Origin of the sequence: Streptomyces angustmyceticus, from assembly GCF_019933235.1 — a bacterium.
Classification (GTDB): domain Bacteria; phylum Actinomycetota; class Actinomycetes; order Streptomycetales; family Streptomycetaceae; genus Streptomyces; species Streptomyces angustmyceticus.
Genome location: NZ_CP082945.1, coordinates 637,865 through 653,620 on the forward strand (window position 1 = coordinate 637,865; position 15,756 = coordinate 653,620).

General features: G+C 74.0%; 14 protein-coding genes and 1 pseudogene. 7 read left to right on the plus strand and 8 right to left on the minus strand.

The window, feature by feature from the left end:
- Positions 1 to 27 precede the first annotated feature (27 nt).
- Together K7396_RS03240 and K7396_RS03245 are read right to left on the minus strand one after the other, a co-directional pair.
- Positions 28 to 3,267, minus strand: coding sequence for an AAA family ATPase (locus K7396_RS03240; RefSeq protein ID WP_086720552.1), 3,240 nt, complete (start codon positions 3,265 to 3,267; stop codon positions 28 to 30).
- Complete coding sequence (locus K7396_RS03245) at positions 3,264 to 4,430, minus strand: exonuclease SbcCD subunit D (RefSeq protein ID WP_086720551.1); 1,167 nt, start codon at positions 4,428 to 4,430, stop codon at positions 3,264 to 3,266. The genes K7396_RS03240 and K7396_RS03245 overlap by 4 nt, the downstream gene beginning before the upstream one ends.
- A gap of 639 nt (positions 4,431 to 5,069) precedes the next feature.
- Between K7396_RS03245 and K7396_RS35890 the strand changes: the two are divergent.
- Positions 5,070 to 5,303, plus strand: a pseudogene (locus tag K7396_RS35890) (chaplin); the annotation flags it as partial.
- A gap of 357 nt (positions 5,304 to 5,660) precedes the next feature.
- Here the strand turns inward: K7396_RS35890 and K7396_RS03255 are convergent.
- Both K7396_RS03255 and K7396_RS03260 read right to left on the minus strand, forming a co-directional pair.
- Entirely contained in the window at positions 5,661 to 7,166 is a 1,506-nt protein-coding gene (locus K7396_RS03255; RefSeq protein ID WP_086717711.1) for an APC family permease, read from the minus strand.
- A 135-nt stretch (positions 7,167 to 7,301) separates the two neighbouring features.
- Complete coding sequence (locus tag K7396_RS03260) at positions 7,302 to 7,928, minus strand: YigZ family protein (protein WP_086717713.1); 627 nt, start codon at positions 7,926 to 7,928, stop codon at positions 7,302 to 7,304.
- A 262-nt stretch (positions 7,929 to 8,190) separates the two neighbouring features.
- Between K7396_RS03260 and K7396_RS03265 the strand changes: the two genes are divergently transcribed.
- The 4 genes from K7396_RS03265 to K7396_RS03280 all read left to right on the plus strand — a co-directional run bounded on the left by K7396_RS03265 (position 8,191) and on the right by K7396_RS03280 (position 11,158).
- The gene (locus K7396_RS03265; protein WP_086717715.1) at positions 8,191 to 8,982 is read left to right on the plus strand and encodes a type VII secretion system-associated protein; all 792 of its coding nucleotides are present in this window, start codon (positions 8,191 to 8,193) and stop codon (positions 8,980 to 8,982) included.
- A 172-nt stretch (positions 8,983 to 9,154) separates the two neighbouring features.
- Positions 9,155 to 9,562 (plus strand): CoA-binding protein, encoded by a 408-nt coding sequence (locus K7396_RS03270; protein ID WP_086717716.1) that lies wholly within the window; start codon positions 9,155 to 9,157, stop codon positions 9,560 to 9,562.
- A 25-nt stretch (positions 9,563 to 9,587) separates the two neighbouring features.
- A complete protein-coding gene (locus K7396_RS03275) occupies positions 9,588 to 10,079 on the plus strand; it encodes a GNAT family N-acetyltransferase (RefSeq protein WP_086717768.1) in 492 nt (163 codons plus the stop codon).
- Positions 10,080 to 10,258: 179 nt separating this feature from the next.
- Positions 10,259 to 11,158, plus strand: coding sequence for an aminoglycoside phosphotransferase family protein (locus K7396_RS03280; protein ID WP_208629114.1), 900 nt, complete (start codon positions 10,259 to 10,261; stop codon positions 11,156 to 11,158).
- 54 nt (positions 11,159 to 11,212) lie between these two features.
- Here the strand turns inward: K7396_RS03280 and K7396_RS03285 are convergent, their stop codons facing one another.
- Together K7396_RS03285 and K7396_RS03290 are read right to left on the minus strand one after the other, a co-directional pair.
- Positions 11,213 to 11,770 (minus strand): YbaK/EbsC family protein, encoded by a 558-nt coding sequence (locus K7396_RS03285; RefSeq protein ID WP_086717720.1) that lies wholly within the window; start codon positions 11,768 to 11,770, stop codon positions 11,213 to 11,215.
- Positions 11,771 to 11,812: 42 nt separating this feature from the next.
- A complete protein-coding gene (locus K7396_RS03290) occupies positions 11,813 to 12,385 on the minus strand; it encodes a helix-turn-helix domain-containing protein (RefSeq protein ID WP_086717722.1) in 573 nt (190 codons plus the stop codon).
- A gap of 106 nt (positions 12,386 to 12,491) precedes the next feature.
- Between K7396_RS03290 and K7396_RS03295 the strand changes: the two genes are divergently transcribed.
- On the plus strand, positions 12,492 to 13,370 hold the full coding sequence (locus K7396_RS03295; RefSeq protein WP_086717770.1) for a DMT family transporter: 879 nt from the start codon (positions 12,492 to 12,494) through the stop codon (positions 13,368 to 13,370).
- Positions 13,371 to 13,457: 87 nt separating this feature from the next.
- Here the strand turns inward: K7396_RS03295 and K7396_RS03300 are convergent, their stop codons facing one another.
- The gene (locus K7396_RS03300) at positions 13,458 to 14,249 is read right to left on the minus strand and encodes an acyltransferase (protein ID WP_086717785.1); all 792 of its coding nucleotides are present in this window, start codon (positions 14,247 to 14,249) and stop codon (positions 13,458 to 13,460) included.
- 143 nt (positions 14,250 to 14,392) lie between these two features.
- Here K7396_RS03300 and K7396_RS03305 point away from each other — a divergent pair, with 143 nt between their 5' ends.
- Complete coding sequence (locus K7396_RS03305) at positions 14,393 to 14,932, plus strand: gamma carbonic anhydrase family protein (protein ID WP_086717724.1); 540 nt, start codon at positions 14,393 to 14,395, stop codon at positions 14,930 to 14,932.
- A 57-nt stretch (positions 14,933 to 14,989) separates the two neighbouring features.
- On the opposite strand, the gene K7396_RS03310 is transcribed toward K7396_RS03305, so the two are convergent.
- A complete protein-coding gene (locus tag K7396_RS03310) occupies positions 14,990 to 15,748 on the minus strand; it encodes an enoyl-CoA hydratase/isomerase family protein (protein WP_086717725.1) in 759 nt (252 codons plus the stop codon).
- Positions 15,749 to 15,756: the final 8 nt, after the last annotated feature.

The following is a 15,756-nucleotide window of genomic DNA, read 5'->3' on the forward strand; positions in this document are numbered from 1 at the left end:
CCGGCCGGTGGCCTGCGCCCGGCGGGCTCAGCCCCGTACGCGGTGCCGGACCGTGGATCCCGACCGGTCCTTGACGACCTCCAGCTGGGCGGGGATCCGTGCCTTGAGGTCGGCGACATGGCTGACGATGCCGACGCTGCGGTCGCGTTCGCGCAGCGAGTCCAGGACGTCCAGCACCTCGTCGAGGGTCTGTTCGTCCAGGCTGCCGAACCCCTCGTCGATGAAGAGGGTGTCGAGCCGGGTGCCGCCCGCCTCGTCGGTGACGACATCGGCGAGACCGAGCGCCAGCGCCAGTGAGGCGAAGAAGGTCTCACCGCCGGAGAGGCTGGCGGTGTCCCGTTCCTGCCCGGTCCAGGAGTCGATGACGTGCAGGCCGAGGCCGGAGCGCCGGGCGCCGCCGGCCCGTTCGTCGCTGTGGACGAGGGTGTAGCGGCCGCCGGACATCCGCTGCAGCCGGGCCGTGGCGGCCGCCGCCACCTGTTCGAGCCGGGCGGCGAGCACATACGACTCCAGGCGCATCCGCCGCTCGTTCTCCGCGGACGTGCCGGAGGCGAGTGCGGCGAGGCCGGCGATCCGGTCGTGGGCGGTGCGCAGGGGGGCGAGGGCGCGGGCGTCGGCCTCGGCGCGGGCGGAGAGCCGGTCGAGTTCGGCGCAGCGTTCCCGGGCCGCGGCGTGGCCGGCCGCGGCGGTGCGCAGCCGCGCTGCCGCGGCCTGCCGCACGCTCTGGGCGGTGGCCGGGTCGGCGGGCGGCAGCGCCGCGGCGGCGGCCGTCCCGGGGTCGGCCAGCTCCGCCTGCACAGCGGCGGATTCCGCCTGCCAGTCGTCGAGCCGCCGCTGCAGCTCCCGCCATGCGTCGTCCCGCAGCAGTGCCCCGGCGGCGTCCTGCGGGGTGTCGAACCCGGCGCGGTAGGCGGCGTCGGACAGCGCGGCGTCGGCGTCCTTGAGCCGCTGGGCGCAGCCGTCGGCGGTACGGGCCGCCTCCGCCGCCGCGGCGAGCAGGGTCACCTGCCGCTCCAGCCGGGCGGCCCGGTCGGCCACGCTCGGGCAGTCGCCGCGCGCCCGGGTCAACTCCTCTTCCAGGGCGGCCCGTTCGCGGTCCAGCGCGTCGCGGTGGGAGGTACGGGCAGCGGCCCGGCGTTCGGCCTCCTGCTGCTCGGCGCGGCGCCGTTCGTAGGCGCGCTCGGCGCTGTCGAGGGCCTCGCGGGCGGCCGGGAGGTCGGCGCCGAGCGCGCGGGCGCGGGCGAGGTCGGTGCGCAACTCCTCGACCTCCGAGGCGAGTTCACCGGCCGGGGTGTCGCCGGCCGTGGCGGCAGCGGCGGCCAGTGCCTCCTTGGCCGACTGGCGGCGCGCCTCTGCCTGTTGCCGTGCCTCCTCGGCCCGGCGGTGGGCCTCCAGTGCGGCCTCCTCGGCCGCCCGGTCCACATGACCGGCTCCGGCACGGGCCGGGTCGGGGTGCTCGGTCGCCCCGCACACCGCGCACGGCCGGCCGGCGCGCAGCCCCTCGGCGAGCTCGGCGGCGATCCCGCGCAGTCTGCGGTCCTTGAGGTCGAGCCAGTGCTCGTGGGCCGTCGCGGACCGCTCCCGGGCGGTGAGCAGCGCGCTTTCCGCCGACTCCACGTCGGCGCCGAGGCGGTCGCGACGGCGGGCCGCCTCCCACCGTTCGGCGGCGGGCTCGATCCGGGCGGCGAGCTGTTCGGCTCGGGTCGCGGCTTCCTGGGCGGTGTCGATGCGCTGCCGGTGGGCGCGCTGGGTGTCGCCCCATCCGGCGAGCCACTCGGCGGCGTCCCGCAGGGTCTGCTCGTCGGCACGGGCCGCACGGTCGAGGGCGGTGCGCTCCCGGGCGATGCCGTCGGCCCGCTGCTCGGCCCGCCGTGCCGCGGCGAGCGAGCCCAGATCCTCCCTCACCTGGCGTTCCGTCGAGGCGAGTTGATCGCACTCGGCGTCGGTGAGGCCGGCCGGCAGCGGGCTCCGGTGCTGCCGCTCGGCGCGCTGGGCGGCGTCCAGTTCGTGCCAGGCGGCGTCGCGCAGGGCGAGCGCGGGCGCGACCTCCGCGGCCGCGCGGGCCCGGTCCAGCCGCTCGCGGGTGCGCTCCCGCTCCTCGGCACGAGCTTCGAGCCGCGCGGCCCGCTGCCGGGCGTCCGCGTGGCGCTGCTGGAGCCGGTGACGCTCACGGGCCTCTTCCCACCCCTGAGCCGCCTGCTGCTCGGCCGCCTCGGCGGCGCGCTCCGCGGCCCGGGCGACGGCCAGTCGCTCCCGCGCGCTCACCCGGGCGACGGCGGCCCTGACCAGCACCGCTTCTGCGAACCCGGGCTCGCCGGGGCCCGGTGCCCGCAGGGCCTCCTCGGACGCGGTCCGGCCCGCCCCGCGTCCGGCGCCCTCCACGGGTCCGGCCTGCCCCGGTACGGTCGCCCTCCTCGCCGCCGCCGTCGCCGGGGCCCGGCCGCGGCCGCGTGCCGGTGCGCCCGGTGCCGCCTGCCCGGCCCGGTCCGGCGCGGGGACCGACGGATCGGTGAGATCAGCGCTCTCACCGGCCGCCTGCGCCATCCGGTGCACCAGCGCCAGCAGCCGTTCGTCGCCCGCCGTGACCGTGTCCGCGGCGGCCTTGCGGCGCGCGTTCAACTGCTCTTCGAGGGCCGCGAACCGCCGGGTGTCGAAGAGCCTCCCCAGCAGCCGGGACCGGGCCTCCGCATCGGCCCGCAGGAAGCGCGCGAAGTCGCCCTGCGGTAGCAGCACGACCTGGCAGAACTGCTCCTTGCTCATCCCGAGGAGCTGGCCGATCTCCTCACCGATCTCCTGGTGCGAGCGGCTCAGCGCCTTCCAGTGACCGCCCGTGCCGTCCCCGGGCCCCTCGCCGCCCGCCGGCCCGTCGCCGTCCGCCGCTCCCCCGGCGTCCGCCCCGGCCGGCACGAACTCCCGCAGCCTGCTCTGCGCCTTCTCCTTGGTCGTCCCGCTGCCCCGCTTCTTGGGGCGCGGCTGCTCGGGAAGCCGGGTGATCTCCAGACGCCGTTCGGCCACGGTCAGTTCGAGGACGACCTCGGTGAGGGTCAGCTGGTCGGCCAGATCGCTGCGCAGCGCCTGCCCGCTCTGCCGCGCCCCGGGCACCGACCCGTAGAGCGCGAAGCACACCGCGTCCAGGACCGAGGTCTTGCCCGCGCCGGTCGGGCCGTGCAGCAGGAACAGGCCGTCGCGCGACAGCCGGTCGAAGTCGATGGTCTGGGTGCCGCCGAACGGGCCGAAGGCGGTGAGGGAGAGCCGGTGCAGCCTCAACGCGCCACCTCGGCCGCCGTGTCGTCGACGCGCACCTCGTCGATCGCCGAGCGCAGTTCGCTCCGCTCCTGCTCATCGGCCGCCCGGCCGGAGCGTACGTGTTCCACGAAGTCCTCGGCGATCTCCTGGTCGCTGCGCCCGCGCAGCCGCTGCGCGTACGAGGCGAGCGAGCGGGCGGGTCCCTCGTCGGGGTCGAAGACGAGGCTGACGATGTGCGGGAAGCGCCGGGCGAGCCGGGCCATGGGCTCGTGCGGGCGGACGGCGTCGGTGAGCGTGACCTCGACCCAGGACTCCTCGTGCCGGGCGTGCTCCGGGTCGTCCAACACCTGCTCCAGCGGCCCCCGCAGACGCGCCAGCGGCCGCGGCACCGGGCAGTCCACCCGCTCCGCCCGCACCGCCCCGTCCGCGTCGAGATCGACGATCCAGGACGACTTGCGGTGGCCGGCCTCGGAGAAGGAGTAGGCGAGCGGCGATCCGGAGTAGCGGACCCGCTCGGTGAGGGTCTGGCAGCCGTGCAGATGCCCGAGGGCGGCGTAGTCGACCCCGTCGAACACGGCCGCGGGCACGGAGGCGACCCCGCCCACGGTGATGTCGCGCTCGCTGTCGCTGACCGCGCCGCCGGTGACGAAGGCATGCGCAAGCACGACGGAGCGGGTCCCCGCGGGCCGCCCGGCGAGGTCGGCCCGCACCCTGTCCATCGCGGCCCCCAGCACCTCCGCGTGGTCGGCCCGCCGCGCGCCGAGCGTGTCGCGCACCATGGCGGGTTCCAGATACGGCAGGCCGTAGAGGGCCACCGGGCCGTGGGCGTCGGAGAGCAGCACGGGGGTGCCGCAGCCGGCCGGGTCGGTACGGAGGTGGATGCCGGCCTGCTCCATCAGCCCCGCACCGACGCCCAGCCGGCGCGCGGAGTCGTGGTTGCCGGAGATCATCACGGTCGGGACGCCGAGCGCGGAGAGCCGGTGCAGGGCGTCGTCGAAGAGTTCGACCGCGGCCAGCGGCGGCACGGCACGGTCGTAGACGTCACCGGCGACCAGCACCGCCTCGATGTCCCGCGCGCGGACCGTCTCGACGAGATGATCGAGGAACGCGCGCTGGGCCGAGAGCAGGCTCACGCGGTGAAAGGACCGCCCCAGATGCCAGTCGGACGTGTGCAGAAACCTCACGTGGCGACTCCGCCCTGCATCCTCTTCCCCTCCCTCGACCACGAGCCGGCACGACCGGCACCGCCCGCGGCACGCCCCCGCTCCTTCACGGCCCTCATTCTCGCACCCGCCTCTGACATCACAGGTCCGTGGAGGGAGGCCGTGATCCACGCGCCGCCGCGGACCGCCCGACGCCCCCGGCTCCGCGCGGCGGTGACCCCGGGACCGCAGGCGGCCGCTCTGAACACAGGGACGGCCGCTCCGAACCGGGGGAAGCATCGAACGAGCGACCGACTCCGGAGGCCGGCCAGGGGCTGCAGGGGGGCGAAGGAGCCACCGGAATCGGCCCACCGCCGTTCACCGGATGGGCACACGCCTCACGGTTAGCGGCGCCAGGCTTGGGTACTGTCGGCACCCCGCCCCGCGGCCGGGCCGCACACGCCAAGGCCCCGCAAGCCGCCGACCGAGGGAAGCCGGTCCCGGAGGGGCCGAAGATCGGGCGGCACGCCAGCCCCCCTGCTCCAAACGCCACGGCATCAAACCACATTTATGCCCTGAAAGTGTGAAACGTTTGAAAATTCCCTCACGCTCCGGCCGCCCGCGCCGATGTGAAGTAACAGGAAGCGGCAGTGAGCCGCTTGGATCGATCGGGAGATTGTTATGTCACGGATGACGCGGGTGGCTGCTGTGGCCGCTCTTGCGGCCAGTACTGCCCTGGGCGGCGTTTCGGTTGCGTTCGCAGACAGTGGCGCGGCCGGCGGCGCGGCCAACTCACCTGGAGTGTTGTCGGGCAATGCCATTCAGGTCCCGGTCCACATTCCGGTCAACGTGTGTGGCAACACCGTCAATATCGTGGGGCTCCTCAACCCGGCCTTCGGCAACACCTGCATCAACGGCCTCCACCGTCAGGTGATTGTCCGCCACCACAAGGTCGTGAAGCGCGTCGTCAAGCACGTCGTGCACAAGAAGCACCACAAGAAGCACTACCCGGCCGGTGGTATCCACACCGGCGGCGGCGGTATGGCCGGCTAGATCAGGGACCGTCCCGGGCGTGGCCGGTGATCGCGCCACCGCCCGGGACAGCCACTGACCCTTCGCAGCATCAGGCCCGAGGCCGGGCCGTATCCACCGATAGCCCTTCCACCTTCATCGGAGGAGACGCCCCGGCCTCGGGCTTTCTGCTGCCTTCCGGCAGCCGGGGCCCGGCCGTCCGTGAGGCACCCGGCCGGCGCCCTCACCCTGCCGTCGGTGTCAGCTCCCTCCGGCAGCCCCCACCGTGCCCTCGATGCCCCGCTCCCCCTCGTCCCCGCCGGGGCGCTCGGCGTCCGGGTCGGCGCCGTGCAGGTACTCCTCGCTGATCCGCTTCGGGCCGAACGGCCACTCCTTCTCGTAACGGGCCCAGGCGAGGAAGGCCACGACACCCGCACCGACCCATGCCAGCGACCATTCGATGGGGTGCCGGCCGGGCGAGTTGGCGTCCGCGTAGCCGTAGATGACCAGCCAGCCCACCAGGCCCACGAGGCTGGGCACGGGGTAGAGCCACATCCGGTACGGGCGGCGAAGGCCCGGCTGGCGGCGGCGCAGCACGGTGACCGCGGCGATCTGGGCCAGCGACTGCACGATCACCATGACGGTGGTGAGCAACTGGATGATCGTGGCCAGGTCGGTGTGCCGCCCCAGGAGGAAGCCGGCGGCCATCACCGCCCCCATGGTCAGCAGGCCCAGCACGGGGAAGCGGTGACGCGGGTGGAGCGTGCCGTACGGGCGGAAGAAGACCCGGTCGCGGGCGGCGTCGTAGGGGACCCGGGAGCCGCCGAGGAGGCCGGTGAAGACGGAGGCGACGGCGGTGACGAGGATGAGTACCGTCACGGTGTCGGCGGCGCCCCTGCCCCAGGCCCTCTCCAGCACGGCGGAGGCGACGGAGGAGGACGCCGTGGAGTGCGGGTCGAGCATGTCCCTCCAGTCCACGACACCCAGGGTGCCGATCTGGAGCAGCAGGTAGATCGTCATGATGCCGGTGATCGAGGTGAGGACGGCGCGGGGGATGGTGCGTCCCGGCCGTCTGATCTCGGCTCCCATGTACGCGACGGTGTTGTAGCCGAGGTAGTCGTAGATGCCGATCGTCAGGCCGGCCGCGAAGCCGGTCCAGAAGTGACCGGACGTCAGCTCGAAGGCGTGGGCGGGATAGGTGAAGGCGCGCTCGGGGCTGAAGTGGGTGAAGGCGGCGGTGATGACCAGGGCGACGGAGGCGATCATCACCGTCCACAGCACGACGGTGAGCCTGGCGATGTTCTCCACCCGCCGCCACAGCAGCGCGAGGATGCCGGCGGTGACGACGAGGCCGACGAGGTCGCCCTGGCCCGGGGTCATGTCCGGCCACAGGTAGCCGAGGTACTGCACGAAGCCGATCACGCCGGTCGACATCCCCAGCGGGATGAACAGCATGGCCGTCCAGACGAACAGGAACGGCATCAGCTTGCCGGTGCGGTACTGGAACGCCTGCCGAAGGTAGACGTAACTGCCTCCCGCGCCGGGCAGCGACGCCCCCAGCTCGGCCCACACCAGCCCGTCCGCGAGCGCCAGGACGGCACCCGCCAGGAACCCGGTCACGGCCTGCGGCCCGCCGAATGCCGCGACCATCAGCGGGATGGTCACGAAGGGGCCGATCCCGCACATCTGGCTCATGTTGATGGCGGTGGCCTGGAACAGGCCGATCCGGCGGACGAATCCCACGCGCTCATCGAGGAGTTCAGGCATGGCGGCCCCCTTCCCGTGCCGGCACGGGCACCTGTGGCGCGGCCGGTTCCCGCCGCGCCACAGGCTGACACGATCGGCGCCCGGGCGCACCGGTGCGGGCCGGACTTTCCGCCACGGGGCGGGTCGTCCCGCCGCTCAGAGATCCCCGTACGCCTCGCCGCCGAGTGCCATCCGCGCCGTGCCGGCGGTGAGGTCCGCGAGCCAGGCGCGGAAGGCGTCGAGGTCGGCCTCCGGCAGGCCGATCTCGATGCTGACCTCCGCCCCGTAGGTGACCTCGCGCACCGCCCGGCCCGTCGTCCGCAGGTCGTTCTCCACCCGGCCCGCGCGCTGGTGGTCGACGGTGACCGTGACCAGGCGGAAGCGCTGCCGGGTGACCGTGCCCAGCGCGTCCAGCGCCTCGCCGACGACGCCGCCGTACGCGCGGATGAGGCCGCCGGCGCCCAGCTTCACCCCGCCGAAGTAGCGGGTGACGACGGCGACGACGTAGCGGACCTCGCGGCGCACCAGCATCTGCAGCATGGGCACGCCCGCGGTACCGCCCGGCTCGCCGTCGTCGCTCGCTTTCTGGATGCCGCCGTCGGCGCCCAGGACGTAGGCGAAGCAGTGGTGGCGGGCGGTGGGGTGCTCCTTGCGGATGCGCGCGATGAAGTCCTGCGCCTCGGCCTCGGTCGCGACGGGCGCGAGCGCGCAGAGGAAGCGGGACTTGTTGATCTCGATCTCGTGGACACCCTCGCGCGCGAGCGTGCGGTACTGCTCCTGCATCGGACCAGCCTATGCGGCCCCTGTGACATGCGGACACGCGCCGCCCGGCCGGACCGCGCCGCGCTGGGGTGTCCGCCGTAAGGGCGCGGGTGTCCGCCGTACGGGCGCAGTCGGCACGGCCAGGCGGCGTACCCGCCCCGTCCGCACGGTGCGTCGGTGCGACGTCCGCCCCGGCCGTGGGCACTGTGAGGTCAGTGCGAGAGCCTCGTGTTTCCGGGGCCCCGCTCGTACGTGTAGGAACGGCGGGTTTGCGGAGGGCTGCATGGAAGAGAGCACACAGTCGGCGATGACGGCGGGCGTTCCCGTGACGGGCGAGGAGATGCCCGAGCCCCCACCGGAGGTCATCGAGGCGGCACGCCAGGCACCCGACCACTGGCTGGCCATGGTGGATCTGACCTGGCAGGGAGAGGGGGCACCGCCCCTCTGGGCGCTGATCGGGCAATGGCGCTCGGACGCGGACGGCGAGATCGTCGAGTGGCGCGACAATCCGGAGTACCGGCCGTCACCGCAGATGCTGGACTGGCCGGAGCCGGCCGACGCGGTCGACGGAGCGATGCAGCTCGCCGCGACCGGCTACGGACCGGGCGAGGCCGTCTCGCAGGCGCTGGCCTGCGCGGAGGTCTCCGTCCTGGTGACCGCGACCGGTACGCCGCTGGCCGCCGCCTCGCCCGAGGGCACCCCGGTGATCCCCGTGTACACCTCGGCGGGCTACCTCGAATCGGTGGGCCGGCTGCTGTACGACCGGCGGACGGTGGCCGAGCTCGTCGAGCAGCTGCCGCCGGGCCATGCGCTGTACCTCAACCCGACCGGGCCGGTGAGCCTGCTGGTGGACACCGAGGAGCTGCGGGCCACGCTGGCCGAGACGTCCGGCGCGGCGGACGGGACGCGGGATGCCGCGGCCGTGCCGGTGGCGCCGCGCCCGGGTACCGGGGCGGGCGGCGCCGAGCCGGTGGGCAGCGGACGGGGCATCGGCAAGCCGGCCCGTGCCGCGAAGGGCAGCACCGTCGTCGGAGCCGGTATGGCCGGCAGCGGAATGGCCCGCGGCGCCAGCTGAGCCGCCGGCACCGAGAACCCGCCCCGCCCGTCTTCCCCTTCGGGCGGGGCGCTTGCCGTCCGGCGCGCGCCGGTCGCTGCACGTCGCACGCCTTGTCGGCTGCCGCGACGGGAATCTCCGGGTCGTGCCGTCCGTTGACCGCACAAGACCCTTCCAGCGCAGGAGGCAGTGCGTGTACGGCGACCCCAGCACGATCCGCAAGATCCTCACCGAGCTCGGCGACACCTGGGCCGTCGTGGGCCTGTCCAGCAACGAGCAGCGCGCGGCGCACGGTGTCGCCGAGGTGCTGCAGCGCTATGGCAAGCGGATCGTGCCGGTGCATCCGAAGGCCGAGACCGTGCACGGCGAGCAGGGGTATCCCTCGCTGGCCGCGATTCCCTTCCCGGTCGATGTGGTCGATGTGTTCGTCAACAGCGACCAGGCGGGCGGTATCGCCGACGAGGCCGTGGCGGTCGGGGCGAAGGCGGTCTGGTTCCAGCTCGGCGTGGTCGACGAGGCGGCCTGGCACCGTGTGCACGACTCCGGTCTCGCCATGGTGATGGATCGCTGTCCGGCGATTGAGATACCCCGTTTGGGCTGAGCGGCGGATGTGCGAGCATCCGGACATGATCGCGCCCCGTGCCGCCGTTCCCGAGGACGCCGCCGAGCTGGTCCGGCTGCGCCGGCTGATGTTCCGGGCCATGACCGGGCGTGCGGTGTCCGGGAGTTGGGAACGGGACGCGGAGGTGACGGCGCGTCGACAGCTGACCGGGCCGCGCGCGCGGCTGGCCGGTTTCGTGGTGCCGGGCGACGAGGCCGGTGCCCCGCACCTCGCCGCGTGCGCCCTCGGGACGATCGAGGAGCGGCTGCCGTCACCGAGCCATCCGGCGGGACGCTTCGGCTTCGTCTTCAACGTCTGCACGGACCCGCGCTACCGCGGCCGCGGCTGTGCGCGTGCCACGACGCAGGCGCTGCTGGGCTGGTTCGCCGAGCAGGGGGTCACCCGGGTCGACCTGCATGCCACGGACGACGCCGAACCGCTGTACCGGAGTCTGGGGTTCGCCGAGCACTCCACGGCGCTGTCGCTGGTGCTGCCTTCGGGCCCGGGGGTTCCGTAGGGCCCGTTCGGTCCATGGGACGACGTGTTCCACCGCCCGGGGCCGGTCGGCTGTGCGCGCCCGACACCGGCCGGGGCCCGACAGCCCCGGCGCCCCTGGCCGACACCAGCCCGCCCCGCCCGTCCCGGCCGGGAAATACGTTTGACGCCCACGGGCGCCCGGCGGTCGGATGGCGCCCCATGAGCACAGGGCAGATGCACCCCGGCGTCCATCCCCTCGACGAGGGCCTCGTACGGCGGCTGGTCGCCGGGCAGTTCCCGCAGTGGGCCGGGCTGACGGTGCGGCGGGTGCCGTCCGGCGGCACGGTCAATGCCATGTACCGGCTGGGCGACACCATGGTCGTACGGCTGCCGCTGGTGCGGGGCGGGGCCGCGGACCTGGTGCGGGAACGGGAGTGGCTGCCGCGCCTGGCGGCCCGGCTGCCCGCCGCCGTCCCGGAGGTGCTCGGGGCCGGGGAGCCCGCGGAGGGATATCCGTGGCCGTGGTCCGTGTACCGGTGGCTGGCGGGCACGAACCCCGAGGCCGGAGCACTGGACGAGGCGGAGCCGCTGGCCGGGGACCTGGCCGGGTTCGTGGCGACGATGCGCAGTCTCACTCTGCCGGGGGCGCCGGCGGCCCACCGCGGCGGCCCGGTCGCCTCGCTCGACGCGTCGACCCGGGCGGCGATCGAGGAGCTGCGCGGAATTCCGCAGGAGGACGTCGACTGCGACGCCGCGACCGCCGTGTGGGAGGAGTCGCTGCGGGCCCCGGACCACGACGGGCCGCCGGTGTGGCTGCACGCCGATCTGATGCCGGGCAACCTGCTGGTGGACGGTGGCAGGCTGACCTCGGTGATCGACTTCGGATGCATGGGGATGGGCGATCCGGCCTGCGACCTGTTCCCGGCGTGGAATCTGCTGCCGGCACCGGCGCGGCAGGTCTTCCGCGAGGCTCTCGGCGTGGACGACGCGTCCTGGGCCCGCGGCCGGGGGCGGACGCTCTCACAGGCGCTGATCGCGCTGCCGTACTACCGCGGGACCAACCCGTCGATGGCGGCGAACGCCCGGCATGTGATCCGGGCGGTCCTGGAAGAACGCTGAGGGCAGCCGCGCACCAGCGGCGTCGGCCTCGACGCGCCACCGCGCCCCGGCGCGCTAGGCGACGCCCAGCCCCTCCAGGACCGTGGCGCCGGGCAGTTCGGCCAGTGCCTTGCCGGGAACGATGAGCTTGCCACGGCGGCTGCCGCTGCCGATCAGGGCGTACGGGGTGTCCGCGACGGCCGGGTCCACCAGCAGCGGCCAGTCGGCGGGCAGACCGATCGGGGTGATCCCGCCGTACTCCATCCCGCTCTCCCCCACCGCCCGGTCCATCGGCGCGAACGAGGCCTTGCGGGCGCCCAGATGACGCCGCACCACGCCGTTGACGTCGGCGCGGGTGTGCGAGAGGACGAGGCAGGCGGCCAGGGTGGTCTCGCCGCCGCGCTTGCCGGCCACCACCACGCAGTTCGCCGACTGCTCCAGCAGCCAGGAGCCGTAGCGGTCGACGAGCAGCGCGGTGTCCGCGACGGCGGGGTCCGTGTCGACGAACCGCAGCTCCTCGACCGGTACCGACCCGCTCCAGGAGCGGATCGCGGCGGCCACCGGGTCGGACAGCAGGTCCAGGCACCGCACGGCGGGCCGGACCTCGTCGAAGGCATCCATCGGCACGGGCATGGCGCCAAGTTAACAGTCGTGACGGGGGCCGCGCGGGCCGTCTCAGCGGGTGAGCGGGATGATCACCGACATGGTCATCTCGACCGGTTCCGCACCGTCGTTGCGGTAGCCGTGCGCGACCTTGGCCTCGAATGTCGCCGAGGCGCCGGCCGGCACCGTGTGCTCCGCGCCGTCCACGATCAGCGTCAGCGTGCCGGCCCGTACGTGCAGCAGCTCCACGGTGCCGGGCGGATGCGGATCGGAGGCGCTGCTGTCGCCCGGCATCAACCGCCAGTCCCACAGCTCGTAGGGGCCGGGCGCCTCGGCGCCGACGAGGAGCGTGGTGGAGCTGCCGGCGTCGGTGGACCACAGCCGGACCGCCTCGTCCGGTGTCACGATCCGCACCTGCGGGCCCTGTTCGTAGTCGAGGAGCGTGGTGATGCTGACGCCGAGCGCGTCGGCGATCTTGACGGTGGTTCCCACGCTCGGGTTGGTCCGGGCCTGCTCGATCTGGATGATCATGCCGCGGCTGACCCCGGCGCGGGCCGCCAGCGCGTCGAGGGTGTAGCCGCGCTCGGCGCGCCAGTGCTTGAGGTTATGGGCGAGCGACTGCGTGAGCTGGTCGAGATCCGTCACGGTCCGTCCAAGTCGAAGGGCAATATATTGGATGCAGCGATGCAACCTGCTGCACTACTGTGTGGTGTACTTCAGCGTCTGGTTCACTGTACTGCGAGGTTTCACCATGACAGCGGTCTTCGCCCTGGCCACCAGCCTTCTGTGGGGGCTCGCCGACTTCGGCGGGGGACTGCTCACCCGCCGCCTGCAGGCACTGACCGTGGTGGTCGTCTCGCAGGTACTGGCCGCCGTGGTGCTGGGCGCGGTGGTGCTGGCCACCGGCGGCTGGCGGGAGGCCGGGCCGCAGCTGTGGTTCGCGGTCGGGGCGGGCGTCGTAGGGCCCGCCGCCATGCTCTGCTTCTACCGCGCCCTGGCGCTCGGCCCCATGGGCGTGGTCTCCCCGCTCGCCGCACTCGGCACCGTCCTCGTCCCGCTCGGGGTCGGGATCGTGGCGGGCGAGCGGCCGGGGCTGCTGCAGGCCACCGGCATGGTCGTGGCCGTGATCGGCGTGGTGCTGGCCGGCGGACCGCGGGTCAGCGGCGCGTCCGTGGCCCGCCAGACCCTGGTGCTGACGCTGGTGTCGGCGCTCGGGTTCGGCGCGGTGATGGCCCTGATCTCGGAGGCCTCCACGACCGTGACCGGCCTCTTCCTGGCCCTGTTCGTCCAGCGGGTGTGCAACGTCGCCGTCGGCGGCGCCGCCCTGTACGCGTCGGTGCGGCGCGGCACCCCGGCCCTGCCCGAGGGCGGCCTGCCGGCCCTCCGGAGCGCGCTGCCCGCGCTCGGCTTCGTCGGGATCGCCGATGTCGCCGCCAACGGCACCTACGCCCTCGCCGCCCAGAACGGCCCGGTCACCATGGCAGCGGTGCTCGCCTCGCTCTACCCCGTCGTCACCTCGCTCGCCGCACTCGGCATCCTCAAGGAGCGGCTGCGCGCGATCCAGACGGCCGGTGCCTCCCTGGCGCTGGTCGGCTCGGTGCTGCTCGCCTCGGGAGCCTCGGGAAACTGACGCGCAGGGGGCGGGAGATCCAGGCGGGGCAGGAGGGACGGGCGGCGCCCCGTCCATGCCCCGCGTGCTCGTCCGCACGACGGCGCGTCAGGACGTTTCGTACGCCCCCTCGGCCCCCGCGGGTTCCTCCGCCTCCTTGGCTTCCGCCGCCTGCCAGGCCCGCAGCGCGACCAGCTGGTCCGGGGTGACGTCCTCGGGGATCGGCACCGGCGCCGGCGTGCGCAGCGGCGGCTGCCAGCCCTGCCGGGCGTCCCAGCGGCGGACGATCCGGGCGGGCGCGCCGGCCACCACCGCGTGGTCGGGGACCTCGCCGCGGACCACGGCCCCGGCCGCGACCACCACGTTCCGGCCCAGCCGCGCGCCGGGCAGGATCACCGCGCCGGTACCGATCCAGCCGCCGGGCCCGATGGCCACCGGGGCGCTGCGCGGCCACTGCTTGCCGACCGGCACCTCGGGATCGTCGTAGCTGTGGTTGGTGGTGGTGACGTAGACCCCGGGGCCGAAGAAGCAGTCGTCCCCGATCGTCAGCCGGACATCCGCGATCACATGGCTGCCGCGGCCCAGCACCACGCCGTTCCCCAGCGTGAGGATCGGGTCCGGGCCGAGGTCCAGGTCCGGCATCATGCCCGCCGTGAGCGTCACGTCCTGGGCGATGATGCAGTGCTCGCCGAGCTCGATCCACGGGTCGCCGAAGACCGTGCCCTGCGGATAGGCGAGCCGGGTGCCGGCACCGATCCGCCGGAAGCGGTACGGGCCGGGGCGCTCGGCCGTGACGGCCGCGACTTCCCTCACCCAGCGCGCGCCGCGGTGGACGGCACGCGACACGGCCCGGCGCCGCCAGGCCGCGACGGATGAGAACACGTTCTGGTTTATCGGCACCCGCACACCGTACTCAGCCCGCCGGGCGGCGGACCGCGCGCCGGGCTGTGATCTTCGCCCCACCGGCCGCCGTCCCGGCCCGGCGCAGCGGCCGTCGTCTACGGTGCTGTTGGCGCGGCAGACCACGGCGAGGAGATCCAGAGATGGCGGGACGGGCGTTGATTTCACCGGTGGGCGGCAAGGAGCCGAAGGTCGATCAGGAGGCGTTCACCGCCCCGACATCCGTCGTGCTCGGCGAGGTGACCATGGCGGCGGGCTCCAGCGTCTGGTACCACGCGGTGCTGCGCGCCGACTGCGGCCCGATCGTGCTCGGCGCCGACAGCAACATCCAGGACAACTGCACGGTGCATGTGGACCCCGGCTTCCCGGTGCACGTCGGCGCGCGGGTCTCGGTCGGCCACAACGCCGTCCTGCACGGCTGCACCGTCGAGGACGACGTTCTGATCGGCATGGGTGCCACGGTCCTGAACGGCGCGCACATCGGCGCGGGCTCGCTGGTCGCCGCGCAGGCGCTGGTCCCCCAGGGCATGCGGGTGCCGCCAGGTTCCCTGGTCGCCGGGGTGCCGGCGAAGGTCAGGCGGGAGCTGACCGACGAGGAGCGCGAGACCATCAAGCTCAATGCCGTGATGTACCGGGAGCTGGTGGTTCGGCACCGGGAGGACGTGCCGGACGCCGAGGGCTGAGCCCAGGTGTCGCCCCCGCGGAGCGGACCCTGCACGGCCCGCTCCGCGGCGGCCGGCTCAGCTCCGGGCAGCGGCGGCGGTCAGCGCGGAGGACAGCAGCTCGGCGTCGAACAGGGTGGCGTCCGCCAGGCGGTTGGCGTTGGCGTAGGCGTTCAGCATCAGCTTCGCGGTCCGCAACGACGACGGGGAGCGGCGGACCAGCGGCTTGATCCACCGGGTGACGGCGCCGTCCAGCTCCGCCTCCGGGACGACCTTGTGGAGGATGGACAGCTCCTGGGCGGTGGCGGCGCCGAAGGTGTCGGCCGTCAGTATCAGCTCGCGGATCCGGGCCGCGCCCGCCTCGTGCAGCAGCCGCGGCATGATGCCTCCCCAGGCGGGCGGCACCCCGAGGCCCAGCTCCGGCAGCCGGAAGCGGCAGGTGTCCGCGCCGACCCGCAGATCGCAGAAGACCGCGAGCCCCACTCCGGCTCCGACCACGCCGCCGTGCAGGCGCGCGACGGTCACCGCGTCGGTGCTCGCGAGGGCGTCACACACCCGCCGCGCCTTGTTGCCCAGGGCGCGCAGCGCCACCCCGCTGGGGTCCTCGGCGAGCAGGGCCGGGAACTCCGCCCGGTCGCCGCCCAGGCAGAAGTCCTCCCCCGCGCCGGAGAGGACGAGGACCCTGATGCCCAACTCCTCGTCCAGAGCGCCCAGTACGACGAGGAGCTCGTCGAGGATCTCGCCCGAGATGGCGTTGCCCGTCTCGGGGCGGTTCAGCCGCACCCTGAGGACGGGCCCCTCGTGCGTCACGAGAAGGGACTTGAAGTCGTGGATCATGGCCGTTC